The sequence below is a fragment of the Pseudomonas sp. RIT-PI-q genome, assembly GCF_001297125.1.
Classification (GTDB): domain Bacteria; phylum Pseudomonadota; class Gammaproteobacteria; order Pseudomonadales; family Pseudomonadaceae; genus Aquipseudomonas.
This window is the reverse complement of the sequence record NZ_LHPC01000025.1, coordinates 34,359-49,901: the sequence shown is the minus strand read 5'-3', so window position 1 is coordinate 49,901 and position 15,543 is coordinate 34,359. Positions and strand designations below refer to the sequence as shown.

The window sequence follows — 15,543 nt, the reverse complement described above, 5'->3', positions numbered from 1 at the left end:
TAACATAATAACGTCTCTCACAAAACTCGTCGCCGCTCATGCCTAAAACACCGATTGCCAGCCGTCCCCACGACCACTCTCATTGCGTACACACCGCATTGTCTGAGGCCGATACCCTGTGCGCGCGTCAAGGTTTGCGCCTGACCGCCTTGCGTCGGCGGGTGCTGGAACTGGTGTGGCAAAGCCACAAGCCACTGGGTGCCTACGACATCCTGGCAGTGCTCAGCGAACAGGACGGCCGCCGGGCTGCGCCGCCGACCGTGTACCGCGCGCTGGATTTCCTGCTGGAAAACGGCCTGGTGCACCGCATCTCTTCGCTGAACGCCTTTGTCGGTTGTAATCACCCGGAACACGCCCACCAGGGTCAGTTCCTGATCTGCCGCGAATGCCACGCCGCCATTGAGCTGGAACAGAAATCCATCAGCGACGCGATCATTGGCAGCGCCAAGGATGTGGGTTTTGTCGTCGAAGGGCAGACCGTTGAAGTGGTCGGTCTCTGCTCCGGTTGCCAGGGGGCTTGATGAGCAACGCGCTGATCCGCCTCGAGCAGGTTGCCGTCACATTTGCCGGGCAAAACGTGCTGGATAACATCGAGCTGAGCGTCGAACCGGGGCAGATCGTGACCCTGATCGGCCCCAATGGCGCTGGCAAAACCCCCCTCGTGCGGGCGGTGCTCGGTCTGTTGAAGCCGGACAGCGGCAGCGTTTGGCGCAAACCGAAACTGCGCGTCGGTTACATGCCGCAAAAACTTCACGTCGATCCGACGCTGCCGCTTTCGGTGCTGCGCTTCTTGCGTCTGGTGCCGGGTGTGGACCGTGCGATGGCCTTGTCGGCACTCAAGGAAGTCGGCGCCGAACAGGTGATCGACAGCCCGGTGCAAAGCGTTTCCGGTGGCGAAATGCAGCGTGTACTGCTGGCCCGGGCGCTGCTGCGTGAGCCGGAATTGCTGGTGCTCGACGAGCCGGTACAAGGCGTCGACGTGGCCGGTCAAGCCGAGCTCTATAGCTTGATCACGCGTCTGCGCGACCGTCACGGCTGCGGCGTGTTGATGGTCTCTCACGATCTGCACCTGGTGATGAGCACCACCGACCAGGTGGTCTGCCTCAACCGTCACGTTTGTTGCTCCGGGCATCCCGAGCAGGTCAGCGGCGATCCGGCTTTCGTCGAGTTGTTCGGAAAGAACGCACAAAGCCTGGCGATTTATCACCACCATCACGACCACGCCCACGACTTGCATGGCTCCGTGGTCACTGCGGCCTCGGCGGCTCAACCTCACGTTCATGGAGATAGCTGCAAGCATGGCTGATTTTCTTCTTTATGCCCTGCTTGCAGGCCTGGCCCTGGCATTGGTCGCGGGCCCGTTGGGTTCGTTCGTGGTCTGGCGGCGCATGGCCTATTTCGGCGACACCCTCTCTCACGCGGCGTTGCTCGGTGTGGCGCTGGGCTTTCTGCTGGATGTCAGCCCGACGGTGGCGGTCACCGTCGGCTGCTTGTTGCTGGCGGTGTTGCTGGTGACCTTGCAGCAGCGTCAACCGCTGGCGTCCGATACGCTTTTGGGAATTCTCGCACCGAGCACGCTCTCTTTGGGCCTGGTGGTACTAAGCTTCATGCACGAAGTACGGATCGATCTGATGGCGTATCTGTTCGGTGACTTGTTGGCGATCAGCCCGACCGATCTGTCGTGGATCCTCGGTGGCAGCGCAGCCGTACTGGCCTTGCTGGTGACGTTGTGGCGGCCGTTGCTGGCGATCACCGTGCATGAAGAGTTGGCCAGGGTAGAAGGTCTGCCGGTGGCGGCGTTGCGCCTGACCCTGATGTTGCTGATCGCCGTAGTGATCGCCGTTGCGATGAAAATCGTCGGTGTATTGCTGATTACTTCACTGCTGATCATCCCGGCGGCTGCGGCACAACGTCACGCCCGGTCACCGGAGCAGATGGCACTGGGCGCGAGCCTGCTGGGTATGCTCGCGGTGTGTGGCGGACTGGCGCTGTCGTGGTTCAAGGACACCCCGGCGGGCCCGTCGATTGTGGTGGCGGCCGCCGCGTTGTTTCTGCTGAGTTTTGTCCTGCCCCGTAGAGGGGTGTAGACTTGCTCGTTTTTTGCGCAAATAGAGAGTCGCAGGAATGAAGCTGTTCGCCTCCCGTTATCTGCTCCTTGCCGCATTTTCCCTGCTGCTGGGCGCTTGCCAAAGCACGCCACCGGCGGCCACCGAGACCCCCGATGCGCGGGCCGCGGCCGTTGCACAGCTTGAGCAAAATCTCGCCAGCAGTGAACTGGCCACCGCCGAGGATCAACTGGCTGCCTTGCAGGCCCAATCGCCCAACGATCCAACGTTGGTGCAGTACCAGCGGCAATTGGCCGAAGCCTATCTGCAACGCAGTCAGATCGTGTTGCAAAAAGGTGATGTAAACGCTGCGGCTACCGCTCTGAGCCGTGCCCGGGCGTTGATGCCCAAGGCTCCGGCGCTGACCGGTGGGGTTAACAACGCCATCGTCAATGCGCGCAAGGCTGAGCTGGACAAGGCTGAAGCCGCGCTCATGGCTGCCGAAGCCAAGGCGCAGGCGAAAGTGATCGATCCGTCGGCACCAAGCACCACGGTTGCACTGAACGTCACCGATATCGCCAAGCTTCGGCGCCAGATGGATGCCATCGCCGCCGATGTGGTGAACTACCAGTGTGACGTCAGCATTCAGGCACCGCGGACCGAGGACTACCCTTGGCTGGCCACGTTGCTGACCAAGCGAGTCAAGAAGCTCGACTCGGATTTTGAGTTGAATCTGGAAAAGCAGATTTTGCGCAATGTTCCGGCGCAGATGGTTTTGAGTCCTCGCAAACCTTAAAAGCTTCGCGGGCAAGCCCGCTCCCACAGGGTTTTGAGGTTGACCACAATTTTGTGGTATCCCCCATTCAATGTGGGAGCGGGCTTGCCCGCGAAGGCGTCCTCACTAACGACGTACTGCCTTAAGCCGGAATCGCCTTGGCCTTAGGCTCCCTGTCCCACACCCGATGCTGCCCGATCGCGGCAAAAAACGCCTTGAACAACTTGGCGTCCGCCCCGACGATCAACCCCGCATCAGCCTCCAGCTTCAACACATCCAGCAACTGCTTGGCCTCGCCATGCAGCGCGATCGCCTTCAAGTGTTTGTACGCCTCCAGCAAGTAGTGCAGCGCCACACCGTCTGTGCTCAACGCCTTGATCGAAGCCGCGCCACCGGGCACGAAAACCGCGTCGAACGCCACCGAAGGCAAGCCTTCCATTGACGCATCCACCGGCAGCGCCTTGCCATCGGCGGTCGTCACGGGGGCGGAAGTCGGGCCTAGCAGCTTGGCGTGCGCACCTTCACCCCCCCGCGCTTTCTTCCTTGCATCAATCGCTGCGCCATCGACTCCGTTGGCCGCCCGTATCGCCACCTTCCCGGGTTTGATATTGCCCGGCAGCCGGGTGGCCTGACTCAGGGCTGGCGAACGATCCAGTGAGGTTTTGGGCACCTCGACCGTCCCGGCTTTCGGCGCTGGCAGCCCCAGGTTCAGCGCCACGCGCTTGGCCAGTTCCAGATCAATATTCGCCAGAATCTCATTCACCTGCCGCGCCCGAATAAACTCGCGCTCAACCTTGCCGAGCTCAAAGCTGTAGGCGGAGATGATGTGTTCCTGCTCATGCTTGCTCATGCTGTGGAAAAACAGCCGCGCCTGGGAGAAGTGGTCGCTGAACGACTCACTGCGCTGGCGGATCTTGTTGGCGTCGATACGCTCCGGATACGTCTCGAAGCCGCCATCTTGTGCAGCCGGCGGGGTTTCTTTGGGCCAACCGCCATCGATCGAATTTGGCTCGTAGGACGCGCGGCCCTTGTCGATAGTGGTGCGGTGCAGCGCATCCCGTTGGCCGTTGTGGAACGGTGACACCGGACGGTTGATCGGAATCTCGTGAAAGTTCGGTCCACCGAGTCGGCTGATTTGCGTATCGGTGTAGGAAAACAGCCGACCTTGCAGCAGCGGATCGTTGGAGAAATCGATTCCTGGCACGATATGCCCAGGGCAGAAAGCGACTTGCTCGGTTTCGGCGAAGAAATTGTCCGGATTGCGGTTGAGGGTCATTTTGCCCAGCGGGGTGATGGGGACGAGCTCTTCCGGGATCAGCTTGGTCGGGTCGAGGATGTCGAAGTCGAAGCTATGTTCGTTTTCCTCCTCGATGACCTGGACGCCCAATTCCCATTCCGGGTAGTCGCCCATCTCGATCGATTCCCAGAGATCGCGGCGGTGGTAGTCGGTGTCCTTGCCGGCGAGCTTCTGCGCTTCATCCCACACCAGCGAGCAAGTGCCGGCCGTGGGGCGCCAGTGGAATTTGACAAAGCGTGATTTTCCTTCGGCATTGATCAGGCGAAAGGTGTGTACACCGAAGCCCTGCATGCTGCGCAGGCTTTTCGGGATCGCCCGGTCGGACATGGCCCAGATCACCATGTGCGCCGACTCCGGAACCAGCGAAACAAAATCCCAGAACGTGTCATGGGCTGAACCGCCAGTAGGAATCTCGTTGTGTGGCTCCGGTTTTACCGCGTGCACGAAATCAGGAAACTTGATCGCGTCCTGAATGAAAAACACCGGCATGTTGTTGCCCACCAGGTCGAAGTTGCCTTCGTCGGTGAAAAACTTCACGGCGAAACCTCGTACGTCCCGCACGGTATCGCCTGACCCACGAGGGCCCTGCACCGTGGAGAAGCGCACGAATACTGGAGTTTTCTTTCCCGGGTCTTGCAGGAAGCCTGCCTTGGTCAGTACGGAATGGTTTTCATAGGTCTGAAAGTAACCATGAGCACCGGTGCCGCGGGCATGCACGATGCGCTCGGGAATGCGCTCATGGTCAAAATGCGTGATCTTTTCACGCATGATGAAATCTTCCAGCAACGACGGCCCACGAGCACCGACCTTCAAGGTGTTCTGATTGTCGGACACCTTCACGCCCTGATTGGTGCGCAGGGCCTGTTCGGTGGCGTCGGAGCGAAATTTTTCCAGGCTGTCGAGCTTGGTATTGGTGTTGCCGCGGTCCGGGGTATCGGTCCCGGCCAGTGCGCTTTTGGGTGCGGCAGGCTTTTTGGTACTCATCAGGCGTTAACTCCTCGTTGCGATTCCTGCCTTAGCCAGGACTCTTGAGCAATCCCCCGGCACGGCACCGGAGGCGTTTTCGAGTTGCCTAATTAGTGACTGGTGACGTTTTGCGCCGTTCCTTTTTTCTGACCTTTGATCGCGTTATTGCCAAATGGCAGGTTGAATGCGAAATAAATGCTAAGAACCTCTATACGGACAGGCTAAAATGCGCGCCCGGCTAACCGCTGATCCTTTTCTAACGCGCCCCACAAGGTTCGCTACGTGATCGAGTTTCAAAACGTCCACAAAACCTACCGCGTCGCCGGTAAGGATATCCCCGCCCTGCATCCGACCAGTCTGACGATTGAGAATGGTCAGGTCTTCGGCCTGATCGGTCATTCCGGTGCGGGAAAAAGTACCCTGTTGCGTCTGATCAATCGCCTGGAAAACTCCAGTGGCGGCAAGATCTTCGTCGACGGCGAAGAAGTCACCGCGCTCGACGCCAATAGCCTGCGGCGCTTCCGCCAGCAGGTCGGGATGATTTTCCAGCACTTCAACCTGCTGGCGTCCAAGACCGTGGCCGACAACGTCGCGCTGCCGCTGACCCTGGCTGGCGAATTGTCTCGCAGTGACATCGACCTGCGAGTCGCCGAGTTGCTGGCGAGGGTTGGCTTGTCCGACCACGCCAAGAAGTACCCGGCACAACTGTCTGGCGGTCAGAAACAACGTGTGGGCATCGCCCGCGCCCTGGCGACCAAACCGAAAATCCTGCTGTGCGACGAAGCCACCAGTGCCCTGGACCCGCAGACCACTGCGTCGGTCCTGCAATTGCTGGCCGAGATCAATCGCGAGCTGAAGTTGACCATCGTGTTGATCACCCACGAAATGGATGTGATTCGCCGGGTCTGCGACCAGGTGGCGGTGATGGACGCTGGCGTGATCGTCGAGCAAGGTTCGGTGGCCGATGTGTTCCTGCATCCCAAGCACCCGACCACCAAGCGCTTCGTGCAAGAAGACGAGCAGATTGACGAAAGCGAACAGCGCGATGACTTCGCTCACGTGCCGGGTCGCATCGTGCGTCTGACCTTCCAGGGCGAAGCGACCTACGCGCCATTGCTGGGAACCGTCGCTCGCGAAACGGGTGTGGACTACAGCATTCTGGCCGGGCGTATCGACCGCATTAAAGACGTTCCCTACGGGCAACTCACCCTTGCCGTTACCGGCGGCGATATGGACGCGGCGTTCGCCCGCTTCACCGCGGCTGACGTCCACATGGAGGTGCTGCGCTGATGGAAGCCCTGACAAGTTTCTTCGCCAACATCGACTGGTTCGAAATCTGGCTGGCCACTGGCGACACCTTGCTGATGCTCGGCGGTTCGTTGCTGTTCACGGTTTTGCTCGGCTTGCCCCTGGGCGTGCTGTTGTTCCTGTGCAGCCCGCGTCAGTTGCTGGAAGCCAAAGGCGTCTACGCGATGCTGTCGCTGGTGGTGAACATTCTGCGTTCGCTGCCATTCATCATCCTGCTGATCGTGATGATCCCGTTCACTGTGTTGATCACCGGCACGTCCCTCGGTGTCGCCGGTGCGATCCCGCCGCTGGTGGTGGGCGCCACGCCGTTCTTCGCGCGACTGGTGGAAACCGCTCTGCGTGAAGTCGATCGCGGCATCATCGAGGCGACCCAGGCCATGGGTGCGACGACGCGGCAGATCATCACCAACGCCTTGCTGCCGGAAGCCCGCCCGGGCATCTTCGCGGCGATTACGGTGACAGCCATTACGCTGGTGTCCTACACGGCAATGGCCGGTGTGGTGGGCGCTGGCGGTCTGGGCGACCTGGCGATCCGTTTCGGTTACCAGCGTTTCCAGACCGATGTGATGGTCGTGACCGTGGTGTTGCTGCTGGTGCTGGTTCAAGTGCTGCAAACCGTTGGCGACAAGCTGGTTGTCCACTTCTCGCGTAAATAAGCTTTTGTAAATAAATGCATGAGCCGGCCATTCGCTGGCAGGCGCCAAACGGGCGCCGCACAAGGAGTTAGCTGAATGAAAAAATTACTCGTCGCATTGGCTGCTGTTGCAGCCTTTTCCGCTCAAGCCGATGAAACCCTGACCGTTGCCGCCACCCCCGTCCCGCACGCGGAGATCCTGGAGTTCGTGAAACCGGCACTGGCCAAAGAGGGCGTGGACCTGAAGGTCAAAGTCTTCACCGATTACATCCAGCCGAACGTGCAGGTTGCGGAAAAACGCCTGGATGCGAACTTCTTCCAGCACCAGCCGTACCTCGATGAGTTCAACAAGGCCAAGGGCACCAACCTGGTGGCCGTTGCCGGCGTACACCTGGAACCGCTGGGCGCTTACTCCAGCAAATACAAAGCACTGACCGAACTGCCAGGCGGCGCCAACGTGGTGATCCCGAACGACGCCACCAACGGCGGCCGTGCGCTGTTGCTGCTGGCCAAGGCAGGCCTGATCAAGTTGAAGGATTCGAACAATATCCTGTCGACCGTGAAGGACATCACCGAGAACACCAAGGACCTGAAATTCCGTGAACTGGAAGCCGCGACCATCCCGCGCGTGCTGACCCAGGTCGACCTGGCGCTGATCAACACCAACTACGCGCTGGAAGCCAAGCTCGATCCGGCCAAGGATGCGCTGGTCATCGAAGGCAGCGACTCGCCGTACGTGAACATCCTCGTGGCCCGTCCGGACGACAAAGACAGTGCTGCAATGCAGAAACTGGTTGCTGCCCTGCACAGCCCGGAAGTGAAAGCGTTCATCCTCGAGAAGTACAAAGGCGCGGTAGTGCCGGCGTTCTGATCTGCGGATGTAACGAAGAAGGGGACGCCATGAGCGTCCCCTTTTTTATTCCGAAATACCGACCCTGTAGGCGCCAGGCTCGCCGGCGAAGGCGATCTCACGGGCGCCTTCGCCGGCAAGCCTGGCTCCTACAGTGGACGTGTCGTTTACTTGCGTTTGAGCATTACCGGCAACTGCGCCACCAACTTCACGTTGTTCAACGGCGCCCGAATGAACCCACGCTGCGTCCCATCCGGCCCGATTACCGCCAGGTTGCCGCTGTGATCGACGGTGTAGTTCGGCTTGCTGGTATCTGCCGGAATGAACGGAATGCTCACTGCGTTGGCGAGTTTCTGAATGTCTTCCACCGAGGACGCCGTCAGCCCCTGGAACTGCGGGTCAAAGTAGCCCAGGTACTGCTTGAGCTGCTTCGGCGTGTCGCGATTAGGGTCGACGCTGACCAGAATGATCTGCAACTTGGCCACAGCCTCGGGCGGCAATTCGCTCTTGATCTGGCGCAGTTGGGCGAGGGTGGTCGGGCAGATGTCCGGGCAGAAGGTGTAGCCGAAGAACAGCAGCGACCATTTATCTTTCAGCTCGTTGACCGCCACCGGTTTGCCGTCCTGGTCGGTCATCGTCACGTTCGGCAAATTACGGCTTTGCGGCAACAGGATGATGCCGGCGTCGATCAACGCGGTCGGGTCGCCCTGGCCCTTGCCGGACAGCACTTTGTTGATGGTCAGGCCCAGAACCAGCGCGATCAGGGCGACGAGGATGAAGACGGTTTTCTGAGTTCGAGTCATAGGTTCAACAGTAGGTAGTGGTCTACGAGCAGCGCGATAAACAGCAGGAACAAGTAGTAGATAGAGTACTTGAAGGTGTTGATCGCCGCGTGCGGCCGAGTGCCACGGTACAGCACCACGGCCCATTGCAGAAACCTCGCGCCCAGTCCCAGTGCGCAAACCAGGTAGAGCACGCCGCTCATGTGGATCACGTACGGCATCAGGCTGACGGCCAGCAGCGCGAAGGTATAAAGCAGGATATGGACTTTGGTGTAGTGCTCGCCATGGGTCACCGGCAGCATCGGAATGTCGGCCTTGGCGTATTCCTCTTTACGGTGAATCGCCAGAGCCCAGAAGTGTGGCGGGGTCCAGGCGAAGATGATCAGCACCAGCAACAGCGGTTCGGCGCTGACGTGACCGGTGGCCGCGGTCCAGCCGAGCAGCGGCGGGGCGGCACCGGCCAGGCCACCGATGACGATGTTCTGTGGCGTCGCGCGTTTGAGGAAACCGGTATAGACCACGGCGTAACCAAGCAAGGATGCGAGGGTCAACCAAGCGGTCAGCGGATTGGTGAACGCCAGCAGAAAGGCTTGGCCGAGTACCGCCAGCACCAGCGCAAACGTCAGCGCAGCGGCCGGTGACACCCGGCCTTCGGCCAAGGGCCGTTTGTGCGTGCGCGCCATCACCGCATCGATCCGCCGGTCCACCACATGGTTGACCGCCGCCGCACCACCGGCACACAGGGCTATCCCCAGGTTGCCGAACACCAGCACCGTCCATGGCACCCCGGCGCGGGTCGCGAGGAACATGCCCACCAGTGAGGTGATCAGCATCAGCACCACCACTTTTGGCTTGGTCAGCTCCAGGTAGTCGCGCCAGATTGCCTGACTGTGACGTTCGCCGATCAGAGTCGCCATGGCATCTCTCCTTTTATTGTTAGGGGCCCGGCTGAATGTTTGCGCGGGCTGAACCGCCAGCGCGCAGGGGTTTGTTGCTTGACCCGAACCAGACTGGTTCGCGCGTGGTAATTGACCAATACCATCGTCAGCAGCAGCGCTGCGCCGCCCGCGTTATGGGCGACCGCGACGGGCAATGGCAGGTGGAAAAGGACGTTGCTGGTCCCCAGGGGGATTTGTGCGGGAAGGGCGATCAGCACCAACCCGGCCAGACGCGTCATACCGACGACTTTCAGTTGCCAGGCCAGCCCCAGCAGTACAAGCGTCACCAGCAGGGCGCCGATACGGTGCGTCAGGTGAATCGCGGTGCGTGCATCGCTGTCCAGTTGCCCGCCGAGGTAGTTCGGGCCGATGTGTTGGGTCAGGTGAAAGCCGTTGGCGAAATCAGCCTGCGGCAGCCATTGCCCATGACAGGTCGGGAAGTCGATACACGCCACCGCCGCGTAATTGGAACTGACCCAGCCGCCGAGGGCGATTTGCAGGATCACCAGCAGCAACCCGGCCGTCGCCCAGTGCTGCAAGCGTCTCGGCACGGTCAGCGCTGGCAGCACGCCGGACAGGCGCAGTGTCAGTAAAAACAACAAACTCAACGTCGCAAACCCACCGAGCAAATGCCCGGTAACGACCTGCGGCCAGAGCTTGAGCGTCACTGTCCACATGCCAAATGCCGCTTGGGCGAACACCACCGCCAGCAGAAACAGCGGCAACTTCACCGGTTGCCCCGGATGACGGCGATGAACCCACGCGCGACCGGCCAGCACCGAGATCAACATCCCCAGCGTGCCGGCGAAGTAACGGTGGACCATCTCGTTCCAGCCCTTGTGGGCTTCCACCGGTGCATCGGGAAAGTGCAGTTCGGCATGGGCCAGTTGGGCTTCGCTTTTCGGCACGCTGATAAAGCCGTAGCAACCCGGCCAGTCCGGGCACCCGAGGCCGGCGTGGGTCAGGCGGGTGTAGGCGCCGAGCAACACCACAATCAGTGCCAGCAAGGTGGCAAACAGCGCGAGGCGAAATCCAGGTTTGGCCATGACGATGCCCTTATCCGATGTTCGACAGTTTCAGCAGATGACGCAGGTCGTTCAGCAGGTCCTTGCCCTTGACCGTCGGGTCGTAGCGCAGCACCAGATTGCCGTGCGGGTCGATGATCCACAGCTGCGGCACGGCATTGTCGCCAGTCGTCTTGCTGAAGGTGGTCAGGTCCATGGGGTAGCGTTGCAGCTGCGGGTACTCACGTGTCAGCTTGGCTTCGTAGTCGCTGCTCAGCGGTTGCGCGGCGGCTAACGCGTGGCTGGCGCGGGAAGCATCGCGACCAAGGCCGATCTGGATTTGTCGCGCCAGATACACCAATTGCTGGCAGTCCACCGAGCACTCTTTGGGCGCCGTCACCAGCATCTGCCAACGGTCCTCTTGCGCCTGCACGCCGAGGTCGGCGCGCGTCTGCCCGTTGCCGATCAGTTCGCCGTGATAACTGCGACCGTCCGGCACCCAGAACTGCAATTTGTACATGCCGGTGGCGAGGATCATCGGACCGATCACCCCCAGCAGGATCAGCAGCAACTGCAAGCGTCCCTTGCGCCGACTCGCCGGTGTTTTCGCCTCAGACATGCTGGGTGGATTCATGGCCGCTCCCATGGTGTTTCTCCTTTGCGTTGTGCCAGCCGAGATAGAGATAAAGGCCGAACAGGGCGATCGACATGGCGAACCACTGCACGGCGTAAGCGATGTGTTTTTCCGGCCCCATGGCGACTACTGGCCAATCGGCCTGGTAGGACGCGGGGCCGGTTTCTGCGCGTAATTCGTAGGCAAACCCTTCACGATCAAGCGCCGTCCAGAGCTTCGCCGGCTCGACGGCGGTCACCAGCTGCGGCCAGGTTGTGGTGCTTGGGTCTGCATGCAACTGGAAGGTCGCGCCGGGGGAGACGTAGACCCAGGCATCAAGACTCAATGCCTGAGTCGGTGTGCTGAATTGCGGAGGAGTGCGCCGATCCGGCCACGGCAGCCAGCCGCGATTGACCAGCAGCCATAGCCCGGTCGCCTGATCCTGAAACGGTTGCAGCAACTCGACGCCGACCTTGCCGTCGCGTTGACGGTTATCCAGCAGCAGGCTGTGCGCAGCATCGAATTGACCATGCAGGCGAACGCGGCGAAAGGCCGGATCCTCGGTGTGTTGCAACTCGGTGCTGGCCATCGGTTCGGCCGCACGGCGTTCGGTGTAGCTTTGCAGCAGCGCGCTTTTCTCCGCGCCCCGGCTCAATTGCCAGAACCCGAGTGACACCAGCAGCGGCAGCAAGAGCGCGACCATCAGTGTCGGCACGAGGCCCGGCCGAAAGCGCTTCATGGCATTGCCAGAAAGTCGCTAGTCGCGATAGCTATACTCAAGTGCATCGCCTTTCCCCCGGAGTCTCACCATGCTCAAAGCAGCCATCGTCCTGATGCTGATTGCCACGGTTGTCAGCCTGTTCAGCGGCCTGTTTTTTCTGGTCAAGGACGACAGCAGCTCGAACCGCCTCGTCATTGCCTTGAGTGTTCGTGTTGCGCTGGCCGCCATCACCGTCGGCTTGATTGCCTGGGGTTTTTTCAGCGGCCAGTTGGTGTCGAGTGCGCCTTGGTAACTGTAGGAGCCAGCTTGCTGGCGAAGGTCTATCAGCCGAAACCGACGTGTCTGACACACCTTCGCGAGCAAGCTCGCTCCTACAACACGTAGACGAAAACGAACAGCCCGATCCACACCACGTCCACGAAGTGCCAGTACCAACTCGCCGCTTCAAAGCCGAACTGGTGCTCGTTATCGAAGTGCCCGCGCATGATCCGCATCAGCATCACAAACAGGATGATGGTGCCGATGGTCACGTGGGCGCCGTGGAAACCGGTGAGCATGAAGAAGGTCGCGCCGTAGATGCCGGAACCCAGGGTCAGGCCCAGTTCGTGATAGGCGTGCATGTACTCTTCGGCCTGGAAGCCGAGGAACGCGCAACCCAGCAGCACGGTGATCGCCAGCCAGATTTTCAATGCGCCGCGATGGCCTTTTTTCAAGGCGTGGTGGGCAATGGTCACGGTGACGCTGGAACTCACCAGAAGCACGGTATTGAGCAGCGGCAGGCCCCAGGGGCTGATGACTTCCTTGGGTGGCGGGAAGAGTTTAGGGTCAGGGGTATGCAGCAGTGGCCAGGCGAACTGGAAGTTCGGCCAGAGCATGTGGGCGATGCCTTTGGGGCCTTCGCCGCCGAGTGCCGGGCCGGAGATGTGACGCACATAAAACAGCGCGCCGAAGAAGGCGATGAAGAACATCACCTCCGAGAAGATGAACCAGCTCATGCCCCAGCGGAACGAGCGATCCATCTGTGCGCTGTACAACCCGCCGCGGCTTTCCTTGATCACCGTGCCGAACCAGCCGAACAGCATGTAAGCCAGCAGCAGGCCACCGACGAAAAAGATCAGCGGGCCGTGGGATTCCGGCCGCGCCGCTTTCAGGTCATTGAACCAGGTGGCCAGGCCGAACACTGTCGTGAGCATGCCGACCGTGGCGATGATCGGCCATTTGCTCTGGGCCGGTACGTAATAGTGTTCATGAGTTGCCATTTATTGTTCTCCTTATCGGGCACGCTCAGCCGCCAGTGTTTACGGCTACCGGTGGATGTCGGGCGGTGATATCGAACAGCGTGTAGGACAGCGTCAGGTGCTTCACATCCTTGGGCATGTCACGGTCAACAATGAAACGTACCGGCATCTCGATCCGCTCACCGGGCTGCAGCACTTGCTGGGTAAAGCAGAAACATTCGGTCTTGTGGAAATACGCCGCCGCGTTGCTCGGCGCGATGCTCGGAACCGCCTGGGCGCTCATCGGCCGATCGGTGGGGTTGTGGGCGATGAAAATCATCTCGTTCACCGCCCCCGGATTCGCGATCAGCTCATCGCCTTTTGGGTAGAAATCCCAGGACATGTCGGCGGAATTGGTCGACAGAAACTGCACGCGCACCTGCCGCGACGTGTCGACCGTTTGCTCGCCCTCGTACTGCCCGGCGGTCTTGCCGTTGATGCCGAACGCCTTGCACATCACGTCGTAGATCGGCACCAGGGCAAACCCGAAGACAAACATCGCCACCACCACCATCAGTAGACGCGTGACCAGCTTTTTCAACGAAATTGAATCAGCCATGATTTTCAACCTCGACGCCAAACCTTGTAGGAGCCGGCTTGCTGGCGAAGCAGGCGCCGCGGTCTATCAGATAAACCGCGTTATCGTTCTTCGCCAGCAAGCCGGCTCCTACAAGGGCGGCGTTCATTTCACTTCCGGCGGCGTGGTGAACGTGTGGTACGGCGCCGGTGACGGAATACTCCACTCCAGCCCTTCAGCCCCATCCCACGGTTTGGCCGGTGCTGGCGGGCCGCCGCGGATGGTCTTGATCACGATGAACAGGAAGAAGATTTGCGTGGTGCCGAACATGAACGCGCCGATCGACGAGACCATGTTGAAGTCGGCAAATTGCAGGTTGTAGTCCGGAATCCGTCGCGGCATACCCGCCAGCCCCACGAAGTGCATCGGGAAGAACGCCATGTTCATGCCAATGAACGAGAGCCAGAAGTGCAGCTTGCCAAGGGTTTCGTCGTACATGTGGCCGGTCCACTTCGGCATCCAGTAGTAGGCCGAGGCGAAGATCCCGAAGATCGCCCCCGGCACCAGCACGTAGTGGAAGTGCGCGACCACGAAGTAGGTGTCCTGGTATTGGAAGTCCGCCGGGGCGATGGCCAGCATCAGCCCGGAGAAACCGCCGATGGAGAACAGGATCACGAACGCTACCGCAAACAGCATCGGCGTCTCGAAGGTCAACGAGCCCTGCCACATGGTGCTCGCCCAGTTGAACACCTTCACCCCGGTCGGCACCGCGATCAGCAGCGTGGCGTACATGAAGAACAACTCGCCCACCAGCGGAATGCCGACCACGAACATGTGGTGCGCCCAGACGATGAACGAGAGGAACGCGATGCTCGCCGTGGCGTAGACCATCGAGGTGTAGCCGAACAATGGCTTGCGCGAGAAGGTTGGAATGATCGAGCTGACGGCACCGAAGGCCGGCAGGATCATGATGTACACCTCGGGGTGCCCGAAGAACCAGAACACGTGCTGGAACAAGACCGGGTCACCACCACCGGCGGCACTGAAGAAACTGGTGCCGAAGTGAATATCCATCAGCATCATCGTCACGCAGCCCGCCAGTACCGGCATCACCGCAATCAGCAGGAACGCGGTGATCAGCCAGGTCCAGACGAACAGCGGCATTTTCATCAGCGTCATGCCGGGGGCGCGCAGGTTGAGGATGGTCGCGATCACGTTGATCGCCCCCATGATCGAACTGATCCCCATCAAGTGGATGGCGAAGATGAAGAACGTCACGCTTTCCGGTGCGTAGGTCGTCGACAGCGGGGCGTAGAACGTCCAGCCGAAGTTCGGTCCGCCGCCGGGGGTGAACAGGGTCGACACCAGCAGGATGAACGCCGCTGGCAACAGCCAGAAGCTGAAGTTGTTCATCCGCGGCAGGGCCATGTCCGGCGCGCCGATCATCAACGGGATCATCCAGTTGGCGAGGCCGACGAAGGCCGGCATCACCGCACCGAACACCATGACCAGACCGTGCATGGTGGTCATCTGGTTGAAGAACGCCGGTTCGACGATTTGCAAACCGGGCTGGAACAGCTCGGCGCGAATCACCATCGCGAACGAGCCGCCCAGCAGGAACATGGAAAACGCGAACCACAGGTACAGCGTGCCGATGTCCTTGTGGTTGGTGGTCAGCACCCAACGCATCAGGCCTTTGGCGGGGCCGTGGGCGTGATCGGTAGCATGACCATGGTCATCGATGACGGCGCTCATGGCTTGTCTCCTGCAAACAGATGGGCTGGGCAGGCCGGGGCGCGTTGCCCCGACCGATTCC

18 protein-coding genes are annotated in these 15,543 nt (G+C 60.5%); 8 read left to right on the top strand and 10 right to left on the bottom strand.

Going from position 1 to position 15,543, the window contains the following annotated elements; genetic code table 11:
- Positions 1 to 38: 38 nt before the first annotated feature.
- From zur to AEQ67_RS09950, 4 genes are read left to right on the top strand one after another with little or no spacing between them, the layout of a single operon-like run.
- A complete protein-coding gene (gene zur, locus AEQ67_RS09965; protein WP_059403711.1) occupies positions 39 to 521 on the top strand; it encodes a zinc uptake transcriptional repressor Zur in 483 nt (160 codons plus the stop codon).
- Positions 521 to 1,306 (top strand): zinc ABC transporter ATP-binding protein ZnuC, encoded by a 786-nt coding sequence (gene znuC, locus AEQ67_RS09960; RefSeq protein ID WP_059403710.1) that lies wholly within the window; start codon positions 521 to 523, stop codon positions 1,304 to 1,306. The genes zur and znuC overlap by 1 nt, the downstream gene beginning before the upstream one ends.
- Positions 1,299 to 2,087, top strand: a complete 789-nt coding sequence (gene znuB, locus AEQ67_RS09955) for a zinc ABC transporter permease subunit ZnuB (RefSeq protein ID WP_059403709.1) — start codon at positions 1,299 to 1,301, stop codon at positions 2,085 to 2,087. Before znuC ends, znuB begins: the two co-directional genes overlap by 8 nt.
- A 37-nt stretch (positions 2,088 to 2,124) precedes the next feature.
- Complete coding sequence (locus tag AEQ67_RS09950) at positions 2,125 to 2,841, top strand: PA5502 family lipoprotein (protein WP_059403708.1); 717 nt, start codon at positions 2,125 to 2,127, stop codon at positions 2,839 to 2,841.
- A gap of 121 nt (positions 2,842 to 2,962) precedes the next feature.
- Here the strand turns inward: AEQ67_RS09950 and katE are convergent, their stop codons facing one another.
- Entirely contained in the window at positions 2,963 to 5,101 is a 2,139-nt protein-coding gene (gene katE / locus AEQ67_RS09945; protein WP_059403707.1) for a catalase HPII, read from the bottom strand.
- A gap of 264 nt (positions 5,102 to 5,365) precedes the next feature.
- Between katE and AEQ67_RS09940 the strand changes: the two genes are divergently transcribed.
- The 3 genes from AEQ67_RS09940 (at position 5,366) to AEQ67_RS09930 (ending at position 7,896) form a co-directional block, all read left to right on the top strand.
- Positions 5,366 to 6,373, top strand: a complete 1,008-nt coding sequence (locus tag AEQ67_RS09940) for a methionine ABC transporter ATP-binding protein (protein WP_059403706.1) — start codon at positions 5,366 to 5,368, stop codon at positions 6,371 to 6,373.
- Complete coding sequence (locus AEQ67_RS09935) at positions 6,373 to 7,047, top strand: methionine ABC transporter permease (protein ID WP_008002212.1); 675 nt, start codon at positions 6,373 to 6,375, stop codon at positions 7,045 to 7,047. The genes AEQ67_RS09940 and AEQ67_RS09935 overlap by 1 nt, the downstream gene beginning before the upstream one ends.
- A 75-nt stretch (positions 7,048 to 7,122) precedes the next feature.
- Positions 7,123 to 7,896 carry a MetQ/NlpA family ABC transporter substrate-binding protein gene (locus AEQ67_RS09930; RefSeq protein ID WP_059403705.1) on the top strand — a complete coding sequence of 258 codons (774 nt, stop codon included), beginning with the start codon at positions 7,123 to 7,125 and terminating at the stop codon, positions 7,894 to 7,896.
- A gap of 146 nt (positions 7,897 to 8,042) precedes the next feature.
- On the opposite strand, the gene AEQ67_RS09925 is transcribed toward AEQ67_RS09930, so the two are convergent.
- The 5 genes from AEQ67_RS09925 to AEQ67_RS09905 are packed head-to-tail and all read right to left on the bottom strand — an operon-like array spanning position 8,043 to position 11,951.
- Positions 8,043 to 8,678: an SCO family protein gene (locus AEQ67_RS09925; RefSeq protein WP_059403704.1), complete on the bottom strand. Its 636-nt coding sequence runs from the start codon at positions 8,676 to 8,678 to the stop codon at positions 8,043 to 8,045.
- The gene (gene cyoE / locus AEQ67_RS09920) at positions 8,675 to 9,574 is read right to left on the bottom strand and encodes a heme o synthase (RefSeq protein ID WP_059403703.1); all 900 of its coding nucleotides are present in this window, start codon (positions 9,572 to 9,574) and stop codon (positions 8,675 to 8,677) included. The genes AEQ67_RS09925 and cyoE overlap by 4 nt, the downstream gene beginning before the upstream one ends.
- Positions 9,562 to 10,641, bottom strand: a complete 1,080-nt coding sequence (locus AEQ67_RS09915; RefSeq protein WP_059403702.1) for a COX15/CtaA family protein — start codon at positions 10,639 to 10,641, stop codon at positions 9,562 to 9,564. The genes cyoE and AEQ67_RS09915 overlap by 13 nt, the downstream gene beginning before the upstream one ends.
- Positions 10,642 to 10,651: 10 nt before the next feature.
- Positions 10,652 to 11,245, bottom strand: coding sequence for a hypothetical protein (locus AEQ67_RS09910; protein WP_059403701.1), 594 nt, complete (start codon positions 11,243 to 11,245; stop codon positions 10,652 to 10,654).
- Positions 11,211 to 11,951, bottom strand: coding sequence for an SURF1 family protein (locus AEQ67_RS09905; protein ID WP_059403952.1), 741 nt, complete (start codon positions 11,949 to 11,951; stop codon positions 11,211 to 11,213). The genes AEQ67_RS09910 and AEQ67_RS09905 overlap by 35 nt, the downstream gene beginning before the upstream one ends.
- A 70-nt stretch (positions 11,952 to 12,021) precedes the next feature.
- On the opposite strand from AEQ67_RS09905, the gene AEQ67_RS09900 reads away from it, so the two are divergent.
- Positions 12,022 to 12,225 carry a twin transmembrane helix small protein gene (locus AEQ67_RS09900; protein ID WP_010465658.1) on the top strand — a complete coding sequence of 68 codons (204 nt, stop codon included), beginning with the start codon at positions 12,022 to 12,024 and terminating at the stop codon, positions 12,223 to 12,225.
- 79 nt (positions 12,226 to 12,304) lie between these two features.
- Here AEQ67_RS09900 and AEQ67_RS09895 read toward each other — a convergent pair whose 3' ends face one another.
- The 4 genes from AEQ67_RS09895 to ctaD are packed head-to-tail and all read right to left on the bottom strand — an operon-like array spanning position 12,305 to position 15,482.
- Positions 12,305 to 13,192: a cytochrome c oxidase subunit 3 gene (locus AEQ67_RS09895; RefSeq protein WP_059403700.1), complete on the bottom strand. Its 888-nt coding sequence runs from the start codon at positions 13,190 to 13,192 to the stop codon at positions 12,305 to 12,307.
- Positions 13,193 to 13,217: 25 nt separating this feature from the next.
- On the bottom strand, positions 13,218 to 13,769 hold the full coding sequence (locus AEQ67_RS09890) for a cytochrome c oxidase assembly protein (protein WP_059403699.1): 552 nt from the start codon (positions 13,767 to 13,769) through the stop codon (positions 13,218 to 13,220).
- Positions 13,762 to 13,896, bottom strand: coding sequence for a hypothetical protein (locus tag AEQ67_RS36480; RefSeq protein ID WP_269084719.1), 135 nt, complete (start codon positions 13,894 to 13,896; stop codon positions 13,762 to 13,764). The genes AEQ67_RS09890 and AEQ67_RS36480 overlap by 8 nt, the downstream gene beginning before the upstream one ends.
- Positions 13,893 to 15,482, bottom strand: a complete 1,590-nt coding sequence (ctaD, locus tag AEQ67_RS09885) for a cytochrome c oxidase subunit I (RefSeq protein ID WP_059403698.1) — start codon at positions 15,480 to 15,482, stop codon at positions 13,893 to 13,895. Before ctaD ends, AEQ67_RS36480 begins: the two co-directional genes overlap by 4 nt.
- Positions 15,483 to 15,543 lie beyond the last annotated feature (61 nt).

Bases quoted from the DNA above. Each gene is read 5' to 3' on its own strand.
- znuB (WP_059403709.1), top strand. From the start codon at position 1,299: ATGGCTGATTTTCTTCTTTATGCCCTGCTTGCAGGCCTGGCCCTGGCA.
- cyoE (WP_059403703.1), bottom strand. From the start codon at position 9,574: ATGGCGACTCTGATCGGCGAACGTCACAGTCAGGCAATCTGGCGCGAC.
- ctaD (WP_059403698.1), bottom strand. From the start codon at position 15,482: ATGAGCGCCGTCATCGATGACCATGGTCATGCTACCGATCACGCCCAC.
- AEQ67_RS36480 (WP_269084719.1), bottom strand. From the start codon at position 13,896: ATGAACGCCGCCCTTGTAGGAGCCGGCTTGCTGGCGAAGAACGATAAC.
- zur (WP_059403711.1), top strand. From the start codon at position 39: ATGCCTAAAACACCGATTGCCAGCCGTCCCCACGACCACTCTCATTGC.
- AEQ67_RS09915 (WP_059403702.1), bottom strand. From the start codon at position 10,641: ATGGCCAAACCTGGATTTCGCCTCGCGCTGTTTGCCACCTTGCTGGCA.
- AEQ67_RS09935 (WP_008002212.1), top strand. From the start codon at position 6,373: ATGGAAGCCCTGACAAGTTTCTTCGCCAACATCGACTGGTTCGAAATC.
- katE (WP_059403707.1), bottom strand. From the start codon at position 5,101: ATGAGTACCAAAAAGCCTGCCGCACCCAAAAGCGCACTGGCCGGGACC.
- AEQ67_RS09930 (WP_059403705.1), top strand. From the start codon at position 7,123: ATGAAAAAATTACTCGTCGCATTGGCTGCTGTTGCAGCCTTTTCCGCT.
- AEQ67_RS09905 (WP_059403952.1), bottom strand. From the start codon at position 11,951: ATGAAGCGCTTTCGGCCGGGCCTCGTGCCGACACTGATGGTCGCGCTC.
- AEQ67_RS09910 (WP_059403701.1), bottom strand. From the start codon at position 11,245: ATGGGAGCGGCCATGAATCCACCCAGCATGTCTGAGGCGAAAACACCG.
- AEQ67_RS09925 (WP_059403704.1), bottom strand. From the start codon at position 8,678: ATGACTCGAACTCAGAAAACCGTCTTCATCCTCGTCGCCCTGATCGCG.
- znuC (WP_059403710.1), top strand. From the start codon at position 521: ATGAGCAACGCGCTGATCCGCCTCGAGCAGGTTGCCGTCACATTTGCC.
- AEQ67_RS09895 (WP_059403700.1), bottom strand. From the start codon at position 13,192: ATGGCAACTCATGAACACTATTACGTACCGGCCCAGAGCAAATGGCCG.
- AEQ67_RS09900 (WP_010465658.1), top strand. From the start codon at position 12,022: ATGCTCAAAGCAGCCATCGTCCTGATGCTGATTGCCACGGTTGTCAGC.
- AEQ67_RS09890 (WP_059403699.1), bottom strand. From the start codon at position 13,769: ATGGCTGATTCAATTTCGTTGAAAAAGCTGGTCACGCGTCTACTGATG.
- AEQ67_RS09950 (WP_059403708.1), top strand. From the start codon at position 2,125: ATGAAGCTGTTCGCCTCCCGTTATCTGCTCCTTGCCGCATTTTCCCTG.